The 19,762-nt window shown below is 72.6% G+C and carries 18 protein-coding genes; 15 read left to right on the top strand and 3 right to left on the bottom strand.

The window, feature by feature from the left end; translation table 11 throughout:
* The 3 genes from HPY23_RS05455 to HPY23_RS05465 form a co-directional block, all read left to right on the top strand.
* Window positions 1–1,032, top strand: a 1,032-nt coding sequence (locus tag HPY23_RS05455; protein ID WP_200649566.1) for a Hint domain-containing protein, incomplete at its 5' end; no start/stop codon positions are given.
* A 385-nt stretch (window positions 1,033–1,417) separates the two neighbouring features.
* A complete protein-coding gene (locus tag HPY23_RS05460) occupies window positions 1,418–4,372 on the top strand; it encodes an FkbM family methyltransferase (protein ID WP_091887775.1) in 2,955 nt (984 codons plus the stop codon).
* Between the two features lie 100 nt (window positions 4,373–4,472).
* On the top strand, window positions 4,473–5,135 hold the full coding sequence (locus HPY23_RS05465) for a hypothetical protein (RefSeq protein ID WP_091887773.1): 663 nt from the start codon (window positions 4,473–4,475) through the stop codon (window positions 5,133–5,135).
* Window positions 5,136–5,414: 279 nt separating this feature from the next.
* Here HPY23_RS05465 and HPY23_RS05470 read toward each other — a convergent pair whose 3' ends face one another.
* From HPY23_RS05470 to crtD, 3 genes are read right to left on the bottom strand one after another with little or no spacing between them, the layout of a single operon-like run.
* Window positions 5,415–5,942 (bottom strand): phosphate-starvation-inducible PsiE family protein, encoded by a 528-nt coding sequence (locus HPY23_RS05470; protein ID WP_060849998.1) that lies wholly within the window; start codon window positions 5,940–5,942, stop codon window positions 5,415–5,417.
* A 56-nt stretch (window positions 5,943–5,998) separates the two neighbouring features.
* The gene (locus HPY23_RS05475) at window positions 5,999–6,853 is read right to left on the bottom strand and encodes a carotenoid 1,2-hydratase (protein WP_091887771.1); all 855 of its coding nucleotides are present in this window, start codon (window positions 6,851–6,853) and stop codon (window positions 5,999–6,001) included.
* Window positions 6,850–8,376, bottom strand: coding sequence for a 1-hydroxycarotenoid 3,4-desaturase CrtD (crtD, locus tag HPY23_RS05480; RefSeq protein ID WP_091887769.1), 1,527 nt, complete (start codon window positions 8,374–8,376; stop codon window positions 6,850–6,852). Before crtD ends, HPY23_RS05475 begins: the two co-directional genes overlap by 4 nt.
* 134 nt (window positions 8,377–8,510) lie before the next feature.
* On the opposite strand from crtD, the gene HPY23_RS05485 reads away from it, so the two are divergent.
* The 12 genes from HPY23_RS05485 to pufC all read left to right on the top strand — a co-directional run bounded on the left by HPY23_RS05485 (window position 8,511) and on the right by pufC (window position 19,719).
* Entirely contained in the window at window positions 8,511–9,383 is an 873-nt protein-coding gene (locus HPY23_RS05485) for a polyprenyl synthetase family protein (protein WP_091887767.1), read from the top strand.
* Window positions 9,384–9,590: 207 nt separating this feature from the next.
* The gene (locus HPY23_RS05490; RefSeq protein WP_244537606.1) at window positions 9,591–10,745 is read left to right on the top strand and encodes an acetylserotonin O-methyltransferase; all 1,155 of its coding nucleotides are present in this window, start codon (window positions 9,591–9,593) and stop codon (window positions 10,743–10,745) included.
* 113 nt (window positions 10,746–10,858) lie between these two features.
* Window positions 10,859–11,794: a chlorophyll synthesis pathway protein BchC gene (gene bchC / locus HPY23_RS05495; RefSeq protein WP_091887765.1), complete on the top strand. Its 936-nt coding sequence runs from the start codon at window positions 10,859–10,861 to the stop codon at window positions 11,792–11,794.
* Window positions 11,791–12,789 carry a chlorophyllide a reductase iron protein subunit X gene (locus HPY23_RS05500; RefSeq protein WP_091887763.1) on the top strand — a complete coding sequence of 333 codons (999 nt, stop codon included), beginning with the start codon at window positions 11,791–11,793 and terminating at the stop codon, window positions 12,787–12,789. Before bchC ends, HPY23_RS05500 begins: the two co-directional genes overlap by 4 nt.
* Before the next feature lie 2 nt (window positions 12,790–12,791).
* Window positions 12,792–14,324, top strand: a complete 1,533-nt coding sequence (gene bchY / locus HPY23_RS05505; protein ID WP_091887761.1) for a chlorophyllide a reductase subunit Y — start codon at window positions 12,792–12,794, stop codon at window positions 14,322–14,324.
* Window positions 14,324–15,784, top strand: coding sequence for a chlorophyllide a reductase subunit Z (bchZ, locus tag HPY23_RS05510; RefSeq protein ID WP_091887759.1), 1,461 nt, complete (start codon window positions 14,324–14,326; stop codon window positions 15,782–15,784). The genes bchY and bchZ overlap by 1 nt, the downstream gene beginning before the upstream one ends.
* A 103-nt stretch (window positions 15,785–15,887) precedes the next feature.
* On the top strand, window positions 15,888–16,097 hold the full coding sequence (locus HPY23_RS05515) for a hypothetical protein (RefSeq protein WP_091887757.1): 210 nt from the start codon (window positions 15,888–15,890) through the stop codon (window positions 16,095–16,097).
* A 182-nt stretch (window positions 16,098–16,279) separates the two neighbouring features.
* Complete coding sequence (pufB, locus tag HPY23_RS05520; RefSeq protein ID WP_060850008.1) at window positions 16,280–16,510, top strand: light-harvesting antenna LH1, beta subunit; 231 nt, start codon at window positions 16,280–16,282, stop codon at window positions 16,508–16,510.
* A gap of 16 nt (window positions 16,511–16,526) precedes the next feature.
* Window positions 16,527–16,706, top strand: a complete 180-nt coding sequence (gene pufA / locus HPY23_RS05525) for a light-harvesting antenna LH1, alpha subunit (RefSeq protein WP_060850850.1) — start codon at window positions 16,527–16,529, stop codon at window positions 16,704–16,706.
* Window positions 16,707–16,812: 106 nt separating this feature from the next.
* Entirely contained in the window at window positions 16,813–17,637 is an 825-nt protein-coding gene (gene pufL / locus HPY23_RS05530; RefSeq protein WP_060850009.1) for a photosynthetic reaction center subunit L, read from the top strand.
* A gap of 58 nt (window positions 17,638–17,695) precedes the next feature.
* On the top strand, window positions 17,696–18,676 hold the full coding sequence (gene pufM / locus HPY23_RS05535; RefSeq protein ID WP_060850010.1) for a photosynthetic reaction center subunit M: 981 nt from the start codon (window positions 17,696–17,698) through the stop codon (window positions 18,674–18,676).
* Window positions 18,673–19,719 carry a photosynthetic reaction center cytochrome PufC gene (gene pufC / locus HPY23_RS05540; RefSeq protein ID WP_091887755.1) on the top strand — a complete coding sequence of 349 codons (1,047 nt, stop codon included), beginning with the start codon at window positions 18,673–18,675 and terminating at the stop codon, window positions 19,717–19,719. Before pufM ends, pufC begins: the two co-directional genes overlap by 4 nt.
* The last annotated feature ends 43 nt before the right edge of the window (window positions 19,720–19,762 follow it).

Below are 19,762 nucleotides of genomic sequence, written 5' to 3' on the forward strand. Positions count from 1 at the left end.
GTCCAGGGTGCCACCGGTGCCCAGGGCGTGACCGGCTCGCAAGGCGCGACGGGAGCACAGGGTGCCACCGGTTCGCAGGGCGCGACCGGCGTCCAGGGCGCGACCGGCGTCCAGGGTGCCACCGGTGCCCAGGGCGCAACTGGCTCTCAAGGTGCGACGGGAGCACAGGGCGTCACCGGCTCGCAAGGCGCGACGGGAGCCCAGGGCGTCACCGGTTCGCAGGGCGCGACCGGTGTCCAGGGTGCCACCGGCGCCCAGGGCGTCACGGGAGCCACCGGTCCGACCGGATCCGCGGGTACCACGGGCGCGACCGGTCCGACGGGTGCCGGCGGCGCGACGGGGGCCACCGGTCCGACGGGCGCGACCGGTCCGGAGGGAGCCACCGGTGCGACCGGCCCGGTCATCTGCTTCGCACGCGGCACGATGATCCTGACGCCGGAGGGCGAGCGCCCGGTGGAGGCCCTGCGGCCCGGCGACGTCGTCGTCACCGCCTCCGGGGAGACGGTCCCGGTCGCTTGGGTCGGTCACCGTCACCTCGACCTCACCCGTCACCCGCGGCCCGAGCGGGCCCGGCCGGTGCGGATCGCGGCGCACGCCTTCGGGCCCGGCCTGCCGCACCGCGACCTCGTCGTCTCGCCCGGCCACGCGCTCTTCGTCGACGACGTGCTGATCCCGGCCGGCAGCCTGGTCAACGGCACCTCGGTGGCGCAGCTCGACCGGGCGGAGGTGATCTACCACCACGTCGAGCTGCCGGTGCACGACGTGCTGGTCGCCGACGGGATGCCCGCCGAGAGCTACCTCGATTGCGGCAACCGCGGCACCTTCGAGAACCACGACGGCCCGGTCGCCCTGCATCCGGACCTCGTCGCTTCGGCGCTGAACCTGGAGCTGGCCTGCGCGCCGGTCGTCCTCCACGGCCCGGTCGTCGACCGGGTCCGGGCGCGGCTCGCTGCGCAGGACGCCCGGTCCGGCACCGAGCGCACGGCCGACGCCGGGCCCTCGTTCCTCGCGCGCCTCCTGCGGCGGGCGTGAGACGCGGCCGGCCTCCGGGCCGGCCCGACCACCGTGACCAGACCGGCCCGCGGCGCCCCGGCAGGCGCGCCGCGGGCCTCGTCGTCAGGGGCGTTTCGCGGAAAGCAGGGAGACGTGCGGGGACGATCGGGGCGCCGGACCCTCCCGTCCGGCGGAGGAGAGAGGCACGCGACCTCCGGTGGGAACAGTGCTCGCACCGGGTTTGCTGGCACACGCCAGCCCCGCGGGGAGAGGAAACGGCCCGCGCGCCGAACCCATCCCGGCCTCATTCCCAGAGCTCCGCTGCCCGGAGCTCTGCTGCCCGGAGCACCGCTGCCCGGATCGTCCCTCCCGGGCGCCCGCCCCTCCCTCGCTTCGCGGCACGGCCCGCGCACCAGGACCCCGCATGACCCCGTCCGGCCAGACACTCTGCCTCGCGATGATCGTCAAGAACGAGGCCCCGGTGATCCGCCGGTGCCTGGATTCGGTGCGCCCGCTCATCGACCGCTGGATCGTCGTCGATACCGGCTCCACCGACGGGACCCAGGGCCTGGTGCGGGAGATCCTCGCCGACCTTCCGGGCGAGCTGGTCGAGCGCCCCTGGGTCGATTTCGCCCACAACCGGTCCGAGGCGCTGGCGCTGGCGCGCCCGCACGGCACCTACACGCTGGTCATCGATGCCGACGACGAGATGATCGTGCCGCCGGGCTACGTCCTGCCCGACCTCACGGCCGATGCCTACGAGGTCGTCATCGCGGATGTCGGGCTCGTCTACCGGCGGATCCAGCTGGTGCGGAACACCCTGCCGTGGCGCTACCGCGGGGTGCTGCACGAATTCGTCGAATGCCCGGACGGGACGGACCGCGCCCTCCTCGACCTGACCATGCGGCGCAACCACGACGGCGCCCGCCGCCGCGACGGCGAGACCTACCGGCGCGACGCCGCGGTCCTGGAGGCGGCGCTGGCGACGGAGACGGACCCGTTCTTCGTCTCGCGCTACACCTTCTACCTCGCCCAGAGCTACCGCGATTGCGGCGCCTACGAGCAGGCGGTCGCCGCCTACCTGCGGCGGGCGGATCTCGGATACTGGCACGAAGAGGCCTACGTCGCCCTCGTCGCCGCGGCCCGGCTGATGGGCACCCTCGGGCGGCCGCTGGACGAGGCCCTGGCGGCCTTCCGCCGGGCCATCGCGCTCTGCCCGCACCGGGCCGAGGCGGCCCATCACGCCGCCTATGCCTGCCGCCTCGCCGAGCGGTACGAGGAGGGCTTCCGCTTCGCCGAGGCCGCCCTGGCCCTGGGGAAGCCAGAGGGCGGACTGTTCGTCGAGCCCTGGGTCTACGAGTACGGCCTGCGGGACGAGTACGCGGTCAACGCCTACTGGGCCGGCCATTACCGGCAATGCCTCGCCGCCTGCCTCGACCTCCTGGCCTGCCCGACCGCGCCGGAGGGCGAGCGCAAGCGCTACGCCGCCAATGCCCGCTTCGCCCTCGAGAAGCTGCCGATCCCCTCGGAGGGCCGGGGCGGCTTCCTGGCGTCGACGCGGCCGGGCATCGCCCCGAGCGAGCTGCCGGGCTTCTGGTCCGGCCTGACCCGTCACCAGCCCTGGGTGCCGGCGCGGCCGCAGGGCGGCACCGAGCTGATGCACGAGGGCCTGTCCCGGCGCCTCGGGCCGGCGCTCCAGCGCATCCAGCTCTGCCTCAACGGCTACGACGAGGGCCGGATCGACGGGCGCCCGCTCGTGGTCTGGATCCACCACGCCCCCGACCAGCCCGCCGTGGCCTGGCTGCGCGATCCCGCCAAGGTGGGCCGCGTGGCGCGCTTCGTCTTCGTCTCGGAGTGGCAGCGGGCGCAGTTCCTCGCCGCCTTCGCCCTGCCGGCCGAACGCTGCCTGGTGCTGCGCAACGCCACCGAGGTGCCGGACCGCGCCCGCGCGCCCGGCCGTCGCCGCCCGCTCAAGGTCGCCTATACCAGCACGCCCTATCGCGGCCTGTCGGTGCTGCTCGAGGCCTGGGCGCAGGCCGCGCCCGAGGGGGCCGAGCTGCACGTCTGGTCGTCGCACAAGCTCTACGGCCCGGGCGCCGACGACGCGCCCTACGCCGCGCTCTATGCCCGCGCGGCGGCGCTGCCGAACGTGCACTACCACGGGCTCCTGCCCAATGCCGAGCTGCGCGCCGCGCTCGCCGACATCGATATCCTGGCCTATCCGAACACCTTCGCGGAGACCTCGTGCCTCGCGGTCATCGAGGCGATGGCGGCGGGCTGCCGGGTGATCTGCCCGAGCCTCGGGGCGCTGCCGGAGACCACCGCGGGCTTCGCGCGCCTCTATCCCTTCGCCGCCGACCCGGCCGAGCACGCCCGCACCTTCGCGGCCCTGCTCACCGAGGAGCTGGCCGATCCCTGGCAGGGCGCCCCCGAGCGGGCGGCGGCGCAGCAGGCGCAGTGCCGGCAGGCCTACGACTGGCGGGTGCGGGTGCCCGCCTGGCAGGCCCTCGTCGACGGGCTCGCGGCGCCGGCACCAAGCCCCCGCTTCGTCCCGAGCCTGCGCACGGTCGAGGCGCGGCACGGCACCTTCGTGGTGGTGGAGCAGGACTTCATCGGCCGCACCATCGCGCAGACCGGCGAGTGGGAGCCGCACCTGATCGACTTCGCCCGCCTCGTCCTCGACGAGACCTCGAACGTCGTCGATCTCGGCGCCAATCTCGGCTACCACACCGTTCGCCTCGCCGGCCTCGTGCCGCGCGGCTCGGTCCACGCCTTCGAGCCGCTCGACCTCTGCTTCTCGCTGCTGCAGCGGAACGTCTTGGCCAACCGCTGCCACCATGTCCGCACCTACAAGATGGCGGTCACCGACCGCTCCGGCGACACGATCGAGATGGAGCCGCTCGAGGCGACCCTGACGGCGGGCGGCGCCCTCAACATCGGGCATACCGGCATCGGCCGGGCCGGATCCGGCCATGGCGGCGACCTCGCCTTCACGGTCCGGATCGACGACCTGCCCCTGCCGCCGATCGCCCTCGTCAAGATGGACATCCAGGGCGCGGAGGCCGTGGCGCTCGCGGGCATGCGCGACCTCCTCGCCCGGGACCGTCCGGTCCTGTTCGTCGAGATCGAGGAGGAGCACCTGCGGCGGCACGGCTCCAGCTCGAAGGCGGTGATCGAGCATCTGCTCGGCCTCGGCTACAGCCTGCTGCGGATCCGCAACGAGTGGCCGACCGACCACCTGGCGATCCCCAACGAGCGCACCGACCTCATCGAACGCTGCCGCGGCCAGACGCACCACGCCACCGACTGGATCGCCGGGTCGCGGGTCGAGCTGCAGTTCGAGACGACGCATTACTACGCGTCCGTCGTGGCATCGTGACGGCGCGGGCAGGCATGGCTTCGACGTCGCGGCGGCCGGCACCGCTACGGGTGGTCGGCCTCGCCCCGGACGGGCGTTTTCCGGCGCCGGCAGGCGGCCCGTGACGACGGCGCGGGACTACGCGGTCGTCGAGCGCTCCGGCCTGTTCGACGTCAATCACTACCTGCTCGAATCGCCCGACGTCGTCGCGGACGGCGCCGATCCGCTGGAGCATTTCTGCCGGTTCGGTGCCCGCGAGGGCCGGCGCCCGAACCTCTACTTCGACCCCGGCTGGTACGCCGACCTCTATCTCGGCGGCGCGCGCGACGGCGTGAACCCGGTCCGGCACTACGTCGAGGTCGGCGAGCGCAAGGGCTTGCGCCCGATCTGCTACTTCGATCCGGCCTGGTACGCGGCGACCTACGGGCTGCCCCGCGGCACCCCGGCCCTGCACCACTACCTGCAGCACCGCCGCAGCCAGCGTTACGCGCCGAACGCGCGGTTCGACCTCGCCGGCTACCTCGCGCGCTACGGCGCCGAGATCGGCCGCAACCGGGATGCGTTCGCGCATCTCCTGCGCCACGGCGCCCGGCGGGACCTCGACAGCGGTCACGAGTTCGACGCCGCCGCCTACCGGGCGCGGCACGGCCTCTCGCGCCTGCCCGCCTCGCCGCTCCTGGCCGACCAGGAGGCCTGCAACCCGCTGGTCCACCGCCTCGCGCGGGATGCGGCCGAGGCGCGGGCGCGCGCTAGGCGCTGGTGGCGGATCGGCCCCTTCGCCTGAGGGCGCGGGGGTCCCGTCATCCGGGGTTGGGCTTCGGGCGGAGCTGCGGGACGCGGCTCCTCCCGAAGCGTCGTGTCGTCGCCGAGGCGGCGACGCGTCGTGCTCAGAAGGGCTTCACCTTCATCAGCGAGCCGCGGCTCGAGACGATCGCCACCACGATCCACGGGCAGACGAAGACCAGGAAGAACAGCAAGCCCATCACGCGCCTCCTTCGATTGCACCAGATTCAACCCCGTCAATGCCGTGCGGCCGGCGGGGGTTGCACGCCGGTCCCCACGACTATTCCTCGCCCGCCGGCGCACCGGTGTCCCGGGCGCGGTGGAGCAGGAAGATCGACACCACCATCACCAGGATCAGCCCGGCCAGCACGCCGAGCTCGATCATCGAGGCGCGAAACAGCGCCTCCTTCTGCGGGCTCCAGTCGGCGGCATGCATCTGCTCGGCGGTCTGGAGCGTCAGCACCAGCACGCGCCGGATCGAGGCGATCAGGCCGACGATCAGGAACGGCTCGCAGGTCAGCCGGCCCGAGCGCATCGACACCCGGACTGTGTGCAGGATCTCGACCAGCATCAGCAGGAACAGCAGCCGGTCGACCACGTCGAGGAGCTGCGCGGCGGCGCCGATCGAGGTCACCGCCTTGAGGGTCATGCCGGCGGCGTCCACCAGCGCCATCACGGCGGTGAGGGCCAGCAGCACGCCGAGGGCGGCGTAGATCGCGTGCTCGGTGTGCAGGAAGACGAAGGCGGAGAGCCGGGTGAGCCACCCGCCCTCCTTCTCGGCCTTCTCGAGTTTCGCGGTCTCCACCATGGCGTTCTCCGGGGACGGGTGGGCGGGGCGGCGCTCGGCCCTGGACGCGCGGGCCCTCAGCCGTGGGGACGGGGCATGCGGAAGGGCAGCATGAACCGCACGAGCGGATGGGTGAGACGGTCGAGGTCGAGCGATTCGTGCACCGGCTCCACCGCCTCGCCGCAGATCCGCGCCGAGAGCAGCGAGCGCGAGTAGAACGGCGCGTCCTCGAACCGGCGCAGCACGCTCGCCTGTCCGTCGTCGCTGCGGGTGGCCCGCTCCAGGCGCCAGAGCGTGCGCGGCAGCGCGGCCGGCACCGGCGGCTCGATCGGGCGCGGGGTGCCGTCGGGATCGAAGCGCAGCGACAGCTCCTGGCGGCTGCCGTCGCGCCGCGCGACGTCGTACAGGATCGCCGCGCCGTGCCGGAGCGTCGCGCGCGACCAGGTCCAGCTCCTGAACGAGGCCTCCAGCGGCACGTCGCCGTCGTTGGTGTCGAAATAGGCGTGGCCGCTCCAGCGCAAGCCGGGCCGGTCGAACGCCACCTCGACCCGCGAGGAGGGCGCGAGCGGCCACCAGCGGTGGCGCCCGTCCGCATCGAGGGTGAAGGGGGCGGGCGTGAACCCGCCGGGCCGGACCCGGATCGTGCCGGAGAGCCGCGAGGGCAGGGGTGTCGTCACCTCGTCGATCCGGATCGTCAGGGTGGTGCCGTCCCAGTCGAGGGAACTCGGACCGATGGCGAGCGAGGTCGCGGTCCGGTCGACGTGGCGCCGGCTGCGCTCGGTCATCGCCCAGGCCTTGGGGCGACCGTACAGCACCACGTTCATCGCCGAGTGGTTGATCGGGTCGCCGCGCCCGCTCCAGGCGTAGTAGGGCGAGAACACGCTGCCGAGGAAGGCGATCACGGTCAGGCCGTGCTGCCCGTCGTCGCTCACCGCATCGACGTACCACCAGGCATAGCCGCCCGGCGCGACGGGTAAGTCGAAGCGAGGTCCTGCAGCACGCTCGCGGCCGCCAGCCGGCCCGATTGCGCCGCCATCGGCACGCCCGGCCCCGGATGGACGCTGCCCCCCGCCAGGTACAGCCCCGGCACCTTCGTGCGCGCGCCCGGGCGGCGGAAGGACGCCATCCAGCCGTGCGAGGCCCGGCCGTAGAGCGCCCCGCCCGTCGCCGGGAACAGATGGGCGAAATCCGCCGGCGTCGTGGTGGTCCGCGCCGTCTCGCCGATCGTCAGGCCGCAGGCGGAGAGCCGCCGGCTCATCGTGTCGTGGCATCGGGCGATCTCCTGGGGCGACAGGGCGGCGCCGCGGGCGGGCGCGTTGACGAGGCAGAGCAGGGCTTCCGGCGCCCCGGGCGGCGCGCCGTCGTCCTCGCGCTCCTGCGCGCAGACGTAGACGGTCGGGTCCCGCGGCAGGCGGGCGTGGTCGGTGAGGTCGGCGAACTCGGCGGCGTAATCGCCCGAGAAGAAGACGTTGTGGCGCGTGAGGGGAAAGCGTGCGGGCCGCCCCGCCACCGCGAAGGTCACCGCCGAGAGCGAGCGCTCGCGCTCCGGCACCGGGTCGACCGCCCGGGAGGCCTCCGGCCCGAACAATCCGGCGGCCAGGGCCGCGGCGTCGCCATTCGCCACCACGTGGGTCGCGGGCAGCCGCTCGCCGGTGGCGAGGACGACGCCGGCGACGCGCCCGTGCTCGACCAGGATCCGCTCGACGCCGGTGCCGTAGCGCAGATCCGCGCCGTGCTCGGCGGCGAGGTCCGCCACGGCGCCGGCCAGCCGCGACAGGCCGCCGGCGACGGTCCAGACCCCGGCCATCTCGACATGCGCTACGAGCATCAGGGTCGCCGGGGCCGAGAACGGCGAGGAGCCGCAATAGGTGGCATAGCGGCCGAAGAGCTGGCGTAGGCGCGGATCGCGAAAATGCTCGCCGAGCGCCGCCCACAGGGTGGTGAAGGGCTGGATCCGCATCAGCCCGCCGAGGCCCCGCGGCCCGGCCCGCCGCACGAGGTCGAGGGGAGTGGGGCGCTCGCCGCGGATGAACGGCCCCTCGAGGGCGCGGTAGATCGCCCCCGCTTGATCGCGGAAGCGGCGGAACCCCTCGGCCTCCCGCGGGCCGGCGAAATCCGCGATGGCCCGGGCGGACCGCTCCGGGTCGGCGAAGAGGTCGAGATGCTCGCCCGCGCCCCAGGCGTGGCGGGCGAGGATGTCGGCCGGGCGCAGGGCCACCCGCGCGGCGAGGTCCGCGCCGCACTCCGAAAAGATCTCCTCGAAGACCCACCGCATCGTGAAGACGGTCGGACCGGCCTCGACCGTCACCGGCCCGGCCGCGACCCGGCGCATCTTGCCGCCGGGACGGGCCTCCTTCTCGACCAGCGTCACGGGAAGCCCGGCGGCGGCGAGCTTCAGGGCGGCGACGAGGCCGCCGATCCCCGCGCCGATCACCACCACCCGTTCGTCCGGCACGGCGTCGATCCTCCCCCGATAGTGTCAATCTAAATTGACAGTTTGAAATGTTCAAACAAAATGACGCCCCGACGCGGAGCCCCGGGACGAGCGCCCGGGACACACGGTCGAGGGAGCACGCCAAGGAGGATCGGATGGACGACGGTCGGCGCATCGAGCAGGCCCTGGACGTGGCCGTGTCCTACGCGGAGGCGCCCGGCGCGCCGCCGCGCCTGGCGGAGGCGATCCGCTACGCGGTCTTTCCGGGCGGCCACCGCATCCGGCCGCGGCTGTGCCTCGCGGTGGCGCGGGCCTGCGGCGACGACGACCCGGCGACGGCGGACGCCGCGGCGGCCGCGATCGAGCTCTTGCACTGCGCCTCGCTGGTCCACGACGACCTGCCCTGCTTCGACGACGCGGCGGAACGCCGACGCAAGCCGGCAGTCCACGTCGCCTACGGCGAGCCGGTGGCGCTCCTGACGGGCGACGCGCTGATCGTGCTCGCCTTCGAGACCCTCGCCCGCGGTGCCGCGCGGCGCCCCGCGCGCCTGCCCGCCCTCGTCGGGCTGGTGGCGCGCGCCGTCGGCTCGCCCGCCGGTATCGTCGCCGGCCAGGCCTGGGAATCCGAGCCGCAGGTCGGGCTCTCGGCCTACCAGCAGGCGAAGACCGGGGCGCTCTTTGCCGCCGCCACCGTCACCGGCGCCGCCTCGGCCGGGGCCGAGCCGATGGGCTGGCGGCTGCTCGGCGAATATCTCGGCGAGGCCTACCAGGTCGCCGACGACCTGCGCGACGTCGCCTGCCGCCAGGAGGAGATCGGCAAGCCGGTCGGGCGCGACGTCACCCTCGGGCGGCCCAACGCCGCGGCCCTGCTGGGCATGGACGGGGCCCTGCGCCGCCTCTCCGACCTCGCCCACGAGGCCATGGAGGTGATCCCCGACTGCCCCGGGGTCGCGGCGTTGCGGGAGGAGATCCTGGCCCAGACGCGGCGGTTCCTGCCGGAGCGGCTGGCGCAGAGCCTGGTGGTGTAGGGGGATGGCCCGCACGGCTCGCGCGGAAGACGGGCTGCGGGCCCGAACCCTCCCCCCTCCGCGGGGGAGGGTGGCCGGTTGGGAGAGGGGTGGCGCGATGCCGACCCGGACAACCCTCCTCGGAGCGGTCCTGCCTCGTCCGCAGGCGTGTTCCCCTTCTCCCGGCCTGCTCCGCAGGCCGCCCTTCCGTGCAGAGGGGGGAGGGTCGTGAGGTCCGAACCGCACGCCCTTCCGGCGACCCCGCCCGCTCCGGCCCCCTGGCGCGACCGCCTCCTCGCCTGGCGCCATCGCCTGATCGCCAGTCCCGCCTTCCAGCGCTTCGCCGCCGCCTTCCCGCCGACGCGGCCGGTGGCTCGCCGCAACGCGCGGGCCCTGTTCGATCTCTGCGCCGGCTTCGTCTACGCCCAGGTGCTGACGGCGTGTCTTCGCCTCGACCTGTTCGGCATCCTCGCCGACGGGCCGATGACGCCGGACGACCTCGCGCGCCGCCTCGACCTACCGCCGGACCGGGCCCTGTGCCTCCTGCGGGCCGCCGCATCCCTGGGGCTCCTGACACGCTTGCGCGACGGCCGCTTCGCGCTCGGCGACCTCGGGGCGGCGTTGCTCGGCAACCCCTCGGTCGCCGCGATGGTGGCCCACCACGCCCTCCTGTACGACGACCTGCGCGACCCCGTGGCGCTCCTGCGCGGCACCGGCGGACCGACGCGGCTCTCCGGCTACTGGGCCTATGCGGGCGCCGACGACCCGACGCAGGTCGGGGACGCCGTGGTGGCGCCCTACGGCGCGCTGATGGGCGCCTCGCAGGCCCTCGTCGCCCGCGACATCCTCGATGCCTATCCGCTTGGCCGCCACGCCCATCTCCTCGAGATCGGCGGCGGGGAGGGCGCCTTCGCGGTCGAGGCGGCACGGGCGAGTCCGCGCCTGCGCGTCACCCTGTTCGACCTGCCGCCGGTGGCGGCCCGGGCCGCGCGTCGTTTCGATCAGGAAGGCCTGTCGACCCGCGCCGCGACCGTCGGTGGCTCCTTCCACGACGGGCTGCCGCGCGGGGCGGACGTCGCCTCGCTGGTGCGCGTGGTCCACGATCACGACGATGCGCCGGCGCTCGCCCTGATGCGCAGCGCGCGCGCCGCCCTGCCGCCCGGCGGCCGGCTCCTCGTCGCCGAGCCGATGGCCGGGACCCCGGGCGCCGAGCCGATCGGCGACGCCTATTTCGGGTTCTACCTCCTCGCCATGGGCAGCGGCCGGCCCCGTACCGCCGACGAGCTCGGCGCCATGCTCCGCGAGGCGGGCTTTGCCCGGGTGCGCGAGCACCGCACCCGCCGGCCGCTGCTGGTGCGCCTGCTCGTCGCCGCGGCGCCGTGATCGGAGGTCTCCGGCGTAAAAGTGTAAAGTAAACTTGACGCACGCATTCGTCCAACTAAGATGACATTTGCCGCTTCGAGCGGCGTCACCGCACAGGCGGGGGGCCGAACCGCATGCACGCGCAGGCCGTGATCCTCGACCGTCCCGAACGGCTCGGCCTCGCCGACCTCGCTCTCGACGCACCCGGCCCCGCGGACGCCACCGTGGCGGTCGCCTGGAGCGGCATCAGCACCGGCACCGAGCGCCTGCTCTGGTCCGGGCGGATGCCGGACTTCCCCGGCATGGGCTACCCGCTGGTGCCGGGCTACGAATCCGTCGGCGTCGTGGTCGAGGCCGGCCCCCAATCCGGCCGCCGCGTCGGCGAGACGGTGTTCGTGCCGGGCGCGCGCTGCTTCGGGCCGGTCCGCGGGCTGTTCGGCGGCGCGGCCTCGCACCTCGTCTCCGCCGGCCACCGGCTGCGGCCGGTCCCCGAGTCCCTGGGCGAGCGCGGCATCCTGCTGGCGCTTGCCGCCACCGCCCGCCACGCCCTCGACGGCAGCGAAGGCGAAGGCCGCCAGCTCGTCGTCGGGCACGGCGTGCTCGGCCGGCTCCTCGCCCGCCTCCTGCGGGCCTCGGGCCACGACCCGGTGGTGTGGGAGCGCGATCCCGCCCGCCGCGCCGGCGCCGACGGCTACGCGGTCATCGACCCGGCCCAGGACGAGACGGCCTACGCCCGCATCATCGACGCCAGCGGCGATGCCGAGCTCCTCGACACCCTGATCGCCCGGCTCGCGCCCGGCGGCGAGGTGGTGCTCGCCGGCTTCTACGAGGCGCCGCTCGCCTTCGCCTTTCCGCCGGCCTTCCTGCGCGAGGCCCGCATCCGCGTCGCCGCGCAGTGGCAGCCCGGCGACCTCGACGCGGTGGCGGCGCTCGCCGGCGCCGGGACGCTGTCCCTCGACGGCCTCGTCACCCATCGCCGCCCGGCCCGGGAGGCGGCACAGGCCTACCCCGTCGCCTTCGGCGACCCCGCCTGCCTCAAGATGGTCCTCGATTGGAGAGCCCAGCCATGAACGCTTCGCTGACCGGCGCCGCCCTCCAGGCCTCGATCCTGCGCGCCGAGGCCGCGATCCCGCCGGACCCGGTGCCCACCACCGCGACCCGCGAGACGCAGATCATCGCCATCTACGGCAAGGGCGGCATCGGCAAGAGCTTCACGCTCGCCAACCTGTCCTACATGCTGGCCCAGCAGGGCAAGCGGGTGCTGCTGATCGGCTGCGACCCGAAGAGCGACACGACCTCGCTGCTCTTCGGCGGCCGGGCCTGCCCGACGATCATCGAGACCTCGACCCGGCGCAAGCTCGCCGGCGAATCGGTCGAGATCGGCGACGTCTGCTTCAAGCGCGACGGCGTGTTCGCGATGGAGCTCGGCGGGCCGGAGGTCGGCCGCGGCTGCGGCGGGCGCGGCATCATCCACGGCTTCGAGCTCCTGGAAAAGCTCGGCTTCCACGAATGGGGCTTCGACTACGTCCTGCTCGACTTCCTGGGCGACGTGGTCTGCGGCGGCTTCGGCCTGCCGATCGCCCGCGACATGTGCCAGAAGGTCATCGTCGTCGGCTCGAACGACCTGCAATCGCTCTACGTCGCCAACAACGTCTGCTCGGCGGTGGAGTATTTCCGCAAGCTCGGCGGCAATGTCGGTGTCGGCGGCCTCGTCATCAACAAGGATGACGGTACCGGCGAGGCGCAGGCCTTCGCGGAAGCGGCCGGCATCCCGATCCTCGCCTCGATCCCCGCCGACGACGACATCCGCAAGAAGAGCGCGAATTACGAGATCATCGGCCGGCCGGACGGGTGCTGGGGTCCGCTCTTCGCCGAACTCGCCGACAATATCGGCACCGCCCTGCCGCACCGGCCGACGCCGCTCAGCCAGGACCAGCTGCTGGGCCTGTTCAAGGGCGAGGCGGTCGGGCGCGGGGTTGTGCTCGATCCGGCGAGCGACGCCGACATGCGCGGCCGGGCCGTCGAGCGAAAGCCCTCCCTCGAAGTCGTCTACGAGGCGGTGTGACCATGGGCGCCTCCCTCGACCTCAAGGCGCTGCGCGCCCGAAAGCCCGTCGATGCCCCGGTCAACCTGGAGGCGACGCGCCAGGACGGACTCGGCTGCCATTCCGGCAAGGAGACGATGCGCCGGGCGGCGGACTCCGCCGGCATGGGCGAGACCCTGGATGCCCTGAAGCGCGACTACCCGGTCGGCCCGCACGACCAGCCGCAGAGCATGTGCCCGGCCTTCGGGGCGCTGCGGGTGGGTCTGAGGATGCGCCGCACCGCCACGATCCTGTCGGGCTCGGCCTGCTGCGTCTATGGCCTCACCTTCACCTCGCATTTCTACGGCGCGCGACGGACTGTCGGCTACGTGCCGTTCAACTCCGAGACGCTCGTCACCGGCAAGCTGTTCGAGGACATCCGCGACGCGGTGCGCGAGACCGCCGACCCGGCGCTCCACGACGCGGTCGTCGTCATCAACCTCTGCGTTCCCACCGCCTCCGGCGTGCCGCTGCGGCTCATGCCGCGGGAGATCGACGGGGTGCGGATCATCGGGATCGACGTTCCGGGCTTTGGCGTTCCGACGCATGCCGAGGCCAAGGACGTGCTCGCCGGCGCGATGCTGAAGGTCGCGCGGGCGGAAGCCGAGCACGGCCCCGTCGCGGCGCCGCGCCAGCCCCGGGACGGGCGCCCGACGGTCGCACTGCTCGGCGAGATGTTCCCGGCCGATCCGATGCAGATCGGCGCGCTCCTCGATCCGCTCGGACTTGCCGCCGGCCCGGTCGTGCCGACGCGGGAATGGCGCGAATTGTACGCCGCGCTCGACTGCACAGCGGTAGCGGCGATCCACCCGTTCTACACCGCCTCCCTGCGAGAATTCGAGGCGGCGGGCCGCCCGGCGATCGCCTCCGCCCCGGTCGGGCATGACGGCACCGCCGCCTGGCTCGACGCGGTGGGGGAGGCCTGCGGGGTCGCGCCCGCGATGGTCGCGGCGGCCAAGAATCGGTTCCTGCCGGCGATCCGCGGCGCGCTTGCCGCCAACCCGATCCGCGGCCGGATCACGCTCACCGGCTACGAGGGTTCGGAACTGCTGGTGGCCCGCCTCCTCATCGAGAGCGGCGCCGAGGTGCCGTATGTCGGCACCGCCTGCCCGCGCACCGGGCATTCCGAGGCCGACCGCGACTGGCTCGAGGCGAAGGGCTGCCGGGTGCAGTTCCGCGCCTCCCTGGAGCAGGACCTGCAGGCCGTCGAGGAATTCGGGCCCGATCTCGCCATCGGCACGACGCCGGTGGTGCAGAAGGCCAAGGAGCGGGCGATCCCCGCCCTCTACTTCACCAACCTGATCTCGGCCCGCCCGCTGATGGGCGTCGCAGGCGCCGGCTCGCTCGCGCAAGTGATCAACGGCGCGATGGGGCAGGCCGAGCGGTTCGACGCGATGCGCTCGTTCTTCGCCGGTGTCGGCACCGGGCACGCCGCCGGGATCTGGGAGGACGTGCCGAAGAAGCGCGCGGCGGTGAAGCGCGCCGCGCCCGAGAAGCCGGTCGGGGAGATGGCCTGATGCTCGTCCTCGATCACGACCGCGCCGGCGGCTACTGGGGCGCCGTCTACGTCTTCACCGCGGTGAAGGGCCTGCAGGTGGTCATCGACGGCCCGGTGGGCTGCGAGAACCTGCCGGTGACCTCGGTGCTGCACTACACCGACGCGCTGCCGCCGCACGAATTGCCGATCGTCGTCACGGGGCTGGCCGAGGAGGAACTCGGCCGCCACGGCACCGAGGGCGCGATGCGCCGCGCCCACGCGACGCTCGATCCGGCGCAGCCGAGCGTCGTCGTCACCGGCTCGATCGCCGAGATGATCGGCGGCGGCGTGACGCCGGAGGGCACCAACCTCCAGCGTTTCCTGCCCCGCACCATCGACGAGGACCAGTGGCAGGCCGCCGACCGGGCCCTGTCCTGGCTCTGGGCCGAGTACGGGGCCAAGAAAGCCGCGAAGAAGGGGGTGATCCCGCCGCGGCCGGAGCGGGCACCGGGGGTGAAGCCGCGGGTCAACCTGATCGGCCCGGCCTACGGCACCTTCAACATGCCCTCCGACCTCGCCGAGATCCGGCGCCTCGTCGAGGGCATCGGCGCCGAGGTGAACCTCGTCTTCCCCCTCGGCACGCATCTCGCCGACATCCCCCGCCTCGTCGAGGCCGACGCCAATATCTGCCTCTACCGCGAGTTCGGGCGGCTGCTCTGCGAGGCCCTCGACCGGCCCTACCTCCAGGCGCCGATCGGCGTGCACAGCACCACCAAGTTCCTGCGCGCGCTCGGCGAGATCCTGGATGTCGATCCCGAGCCGTTCATCGAGCGCGAGAAGCACACGACCTTGAAGCCCCTGTGGGACCTGTGGCGCTCGGTGACGCAGGACTTCTTCGCCTCGGCGAGCTTCGGCGTGGTGGCGACCGACACCTATGCCCGCGGCCTGCGCCACTTCCTCGAGGACGAGATGGGATTGCCGTGCCGGTTCAGCTTTTCGCGAAAGGCCGGCGCCAAGCCCGACAACGCGGCGGTCCGAAAGGCCATCCGCGAGACGCCGCCGCTGGTGCTGTTCGGCTCCTACAACGAGCGCCTCTACCTCGCCGAGAGCGGGGGCAGGGCGCTGTTCATCCCGGCCTCGTTCCCCGGCGCCGTGGTCAGGCGCCACACCGGCACGCCGTTCATGGGCTACTCGGGCGCGACCTACCTGGTGCAGGAGGTCTGCAACGCGCTCTTCGACGCGCTCTTCCACATCCTGCCGCTGTCGCGGGACATGGACGCCGTCGAGGCCACGCCCGCCCGCGCCCTCCGGGCGCTTCCCTGGGACGACGAGGCCCGCCGGCACCTCGACGCCTCGGTGGCCGAGAGCCCGGTCCTGGTGCGGATCTCCTTCGCCAAGCGCCTTCGCGACGCCGCCGAGCGCGAGGCGACGCGAGCCGGCTCCGACAGCGTGACCGGCGCTTTCGTCGAGCGCGCCCGCGTCGCCCTCGCGGCGGCCTGAACGCCGTGCCCTTTCCGGCGCGGCCCCCGCCGCGCCGGCCATCGAGACGCCTCGCGAATCCCGCGGGCCAGGGAGGAGATCCGAGATCATGAGAGCCGGAACCATGTCCCGTTCGTTCGTCACGGTGTCGCGGTCCCGTTCGGAGGCGGTCCAGTTCCGGGCCTTCCTGACGGTGACCTACCCGATCTTCCTGGTCGCCGCCCTGCTGCAGCGCCTGCGCCCCGGCGGGCCGGCCGACGGGCCCCGCCGCTCCGTCTTCGGCGAGGCGCGGGCGATGGCGCTCTCGGCGATCCCCTTCGCCTTCATGGGGTGAGGCACCTTTCGGGGTGAGGCCTCCCGAGTTCAGGCCCCCCGAAGGCCCGGAGCCTTCGGGCCCGCGCCTCCCGGGGCCGAGTTTCCGCTGCCGGCATGGGCGGCGGAGAGACCGCCCGTCCGTCACGGCCGGGCAAAGCCGCGCGGGAGCCCCCGCGCGGATCCGCATCCGGAGGTTCGGCAATGGCCAACGGCATGGACAAACCCAGCGTACTGTCAGGACTCACCGAAGAGGAGGCGAAGGAGTTCCACGGGATCTTCGTCACCAGCTTCATCATCTTCACGGCGATCGCGGTCGTCGCGCACTTCCTCGTCTGGCTCTGGCGGCCGTGGCTGCCCGGACCGAACGGCTATTCCGCGCTGGAGAGCAGCGTGAAGGTCGCTGCCACCAGCATCATGCCCTTCATCTCGTGAGGAAGGAATGAACAACATGCACAAGGTCTGGCTTCTGTTCGACCCGCGGCGCACGCTGGTGGCCCTGGCCACCTTCCTGTTCGTGCTGGCGATCCTGATCCACTTCATCCTGCTCAGTACCAACCGGTTCAACTGGCTGGAGGGCCCGGCGGTGAAGAAGGCGGAGATCGCCCAGATCCACATCCTGCCGACCTGACCGGCCGGCGGACCCGGGTGCTCCCCGGAGTGCCTCCGCACCGCGGACGGGCCGTCACGGCCCCGCCCGCGGCCACCACGCTTTCGCGGACGGGGAGGGCCGCGCCATGGCCATGCTGAACTTCGAGCGCAAATACCGGGTCCGCGGCGGCACGCTGCTCGGCGGCGACCTGTTCGATTTCTGGGTCGGGCCGTTCTACGTCGGCTTCTTCGGGGTGACGGGCCTGTTCTTCACCCTGCTCGGCACCGGCCTGATCCTCTGGGGCGCGGCGCTCGGGCCGACCTGGAACGTCTGGCAGATCAACATCGCGCCGCCCGACCTCTCCTACGGCCTGGCGCTGGCGCCGCTGCGCGAGGGCGGCCTCTGGCAGATCATCACCTTCTGCGCCATCGGCTCCTTCGGGTCCTGGGCCCTGCGCGAGGTCGAGATCTGCCGCAAGCTCGGCATGGGCTACCACGTGCCCTTCGCCTTCTCGGTGGCGATCTTCGCCTACGTCACCCTGGTGGTGGTGCGCCCGCTGCTCATGGGCGCCTGGGGCCACGGCTTTCCGTACGGGATCCTCAGCCATCTCGATTGGGTGTCGAACGTCGGCTACCAGTATCTCCATTTCCACTACAACCCGGCGCACATGCTCGGCGTGACGTTCTTCTTCACGACGACCTTCGCGCTGTCGCTGCACGGCTCGCTGATCCTGTCCTCGACCAATCCGCCGAAGGGCGAGGTGGTCAAGACCCCCGAGCACGAGGACACCTTCTTTCGCGACACGATCGGCTACTCAATCGGCACGATCGGCATCCATCGCCTCGGCCTGTTCCTCGCCCTCTCGGCCGGGTTCTGGAGCGCGGTCTGCATCGTCATCAGCGGCCCGTTCTGGACCCGCGGCTGGCCCGAATGGTGGGGCTGGTGGCTGAGCCTGCCGATCTGGCGCTGAGCCCCGCCCGCGTGTTCCGCCGCGTTCGCCCCAACACCGTCAGAAGGCATCCGCCGTCATGGGGTATTACCAGAACATCTACACCCAGATCCAAGTCCACCCGCTCCACCCGGAGGCCGGCGTCGAGATCCCGGAGATCGAGAACCGCGTCGGCAAGGGGGGCTTCAACTACCTCGCCGGCCTCGTCGGCAACGCCCAGATCGGCCCGATCTACCTCGGCACCCTCGGCACGCTGTCGATCGCGAGCGGGGTCATCGCCTTCGAGATCATCGGGCTCAACATGTGGGCCTCGGTGAACTGGGATCCGGTCCAGTTCGTCCGCCAGCTGCCCTGGCTCGCCCTCGAGCCGCCCCGACCGGAATACGGGCTCAAGATCCTGCCGCCGCTGGCCGAAGGCGGCTGGTGGCTGCTCGCCGGCTTCTTCCTCACCGCCTCGATCCTGCTGTGGTGGGTCCGGCTCTTCCGGCGCGCCCGGGCGCTGGGGATGGGCTACCACGTCCCCTGGGCGTTCGCCTCGGCGATCTGGCTCTATCTCGTGCTCGGCTTCATCCGGCCGATCCTGATGGGGAGCTGGAGCGAGGCGGTGCCGTTCGGGATCTTCCCGCATCTCGACTGGACCGCCGCGTTCTCGCTGCGCTACGGCAACCTGTTCTACAACCCGTTCCACATGCTCTCGATCGTCTTCCTGTACGGGTCGACGATGCTGTTTGCCATGCACGGCGCGACCATCCTGGCGGTGAGCCGCTACGGCGGCGAGCGCGAGATCGAGCAGATCGTCGATCGCGGCACCGCGACCGAGCGCGCCGCCCTGTTCTGGCGCTGGACCATGGGCTTCAACGCCACGATGGAATCGGTCCACCGCTGGCTGTGGTGGTTCGCCTTCCTGACGACGCTCACCGGCGGCATCGGCATCCTGCTCACCGGCACGGTCGTCGACAACTGGTACCTCTGGGCGGTCAAGCACGGCGTCGCGCCGCACTACCCGCAGATCTACGGCCCGGTGGTGGATCCGCTCGCGAATCCGGGAGGCACGCCATGAAGCTCGCGCTCCAAATCCTCGGCGTCGTGGTGGCGGTGCTGCTCACCGGCGCGATGTTCGGCACCGCGGGCTGGACCCGGCCCCCGGTCCGCTCCGAGCAGACGGGATTCCGCGGCACCGGCATGGTGCAGGTGCAGAATCCCCGCACGCTGGCGGTCAAGCTCGAGGAGAACGCCGCGCCGGCGCCCCAGGACCCGGTCCCGCCCGGCGGCGAGCCCGCGACCCAGGCCTACCAGAACGTGAAGGTGCTGACGGACCTCTCGACCGACCAGTTCAACCGCGTGATGGCCTCGATCACCGAGTGGGTGGCGCCCGAGCAGGGCTGCGCCTACTGCCACAACGTCGAGAACATGGCCGACGACAGCGTCTACGCGAAGACCGTGGCGCGCTCGATGCTCCGGATGGTCCGGCACATCAACGCCGACTGGCAGAACCACGTCGGGCAGACCGGCGTGACCTGCTACACCTGCCACCGCGGCAACCCGGTGCCGAAGGCGGTCTGGCACGACAATCCCGGACCGCCCCACGCCCTCGGCTTCGCGGCGCGCGACGGCGGCCAGAACCATCCCGCGCCCGAGGCCGGCCTGACCTCGCTCAACTACGACCCTTACAAGGACCTGCTCGGCAACAAGGACATCGACCAGAACGCCGTGCGGGTCGCCGCGAGGACGGCCCTGCCGACCAGCCCGTCGAAGTCGCTCCAGACCACGGAGAAGACCTACGCCCTGATGATCCACATGGCGGAGGGCTTAGGGGTCAACTGCACCTACTGCCACAACAGCCGCGCCTTCTCCTCCTGGGAGGAGAGCACCCCGAAGCGCGTCACCGCCTGGCACGGCATCCGGATGGTGCGCGACATCAACGGCAACTACATCACGCCGCTGACGCCGGTGCTGCCCGAGGCCCGCCTCGGGCCCGAGGGCGACCCGCCCAAGGCCAACTGCACCACCTGCCACCAGGGCCTGGCGAAGCCCCTCAACGGCGCCCAGATGCTCAAGGACTATCCCGAGCTCGCCGGTGGGCCGATGCCGAAAGCACCGTGAGGCCGCATCGCCCGATCGTCGCCCGAGGAAGGCCCCGGTTTCG

The sequence above is a fragment of the Methylobacterium ajmalii genome (assembly GCF_016613415.1).
In the GTDB taxonomy this organism is placed as follows: Bacteria; Pseudomonadota; Alphaproteobacteria; order Rhizobiales; family Beijerinckiaceae; genus Methylobacterium; species Methylobacterium ajmalii.

Excerpts from the sequence above, each read along its gene's own strand:
- HPY23_RS05460 (WP_091887775.1), top strand. The coding sequence starts at position 1,418 with ATGACCCCGTCCGGCCAGACACTCTGCCTCGCGATGATCGTCAAGAAC.
- HPY23_RS05470 (WP_060849998.1), bottom strand. The coding sequence starts at position 5,942 with ATGGTGGAGACCGCGAAACTCGAGAAGGCCGAGAAGGAGGGCGGGTGG.
- HPY23_RS05485 (WP_091887767.1), top strand. The coding sequence starts at position 8,511 with ATGGACGACGGTCGGCGCATCGAGCAGGCCCTGGACGTGGCCGTGTCC.
- bchC (WP_091887765.1), top strand. The coding sequence starts at position 10,859 with ATGCACGCGCAGGCCGTGATCCTCGACCGTCCCGAACGGCTCGGCCTC.
- HPY23_RS05500 (WP_091887763.1), top strand. The coding sequence starts at position 11,791 with ATGAACGCTTCGCTGACCGGCGCCGCCCTCCAGGCCTCGATCCTGCGC.
- bchY (WP_091887761.1), top strand. The coding sequence starts at position 12,792 with ATGGGCGCCTCCCTCGACCTCAAGGCGCTGCGCGCCCGAAAGCCCGTC.
- bchZ (WP_091887759.1), top strand. The coding sequence starts at position 14,324 with ATGCTCGTCCTCGATCACGACCGCGCCGGCGGCTACTGGGGCGCCGTC.
- HPY23_RS05515 (WP_091887757.1), top strand. The coding sequence starts at position 15,888 with ATGTCCCGTTCGTTCGTCACGGTGTCGCGGTCCCGTTCGGAGGCGGTC.
- pufB (WP_060850008.1), top strand. The coding sequence starts at position 16,280 with ATGGCCAACGGCATGGACAAACCCAGCGTACTGTCAGGACTCACCGAA.
- pufA (WP_060850850.1), top strand. The coding sequence starts at position 16,527 with ATGCACAAGGTCTGGCTTCTGTTCGACCCGCGGCGCACGCTGGTGGCC.
- pufL (WP_060850009.1), top strand. The coding sequence starts at position 16,813 with ATGGCCATGCTGAACTTCGAGCGCAAATACCGGGTCCGCGGCGGCACG.
- pufM (WP_060850010.1), top strand. The coding sequence starts at position 17,696 with ATGGGGTATTACCAGAACATCTACACCCAGATCCAAGTCCACCCGCTC.
- pufC (WP_091887755.1), top strand. The coding sequence starts at position 18,673 with ATGAAGCTCGCGCTCCAAATCCTCGGCGTCGTGGTGGCGGTGCTGCTC.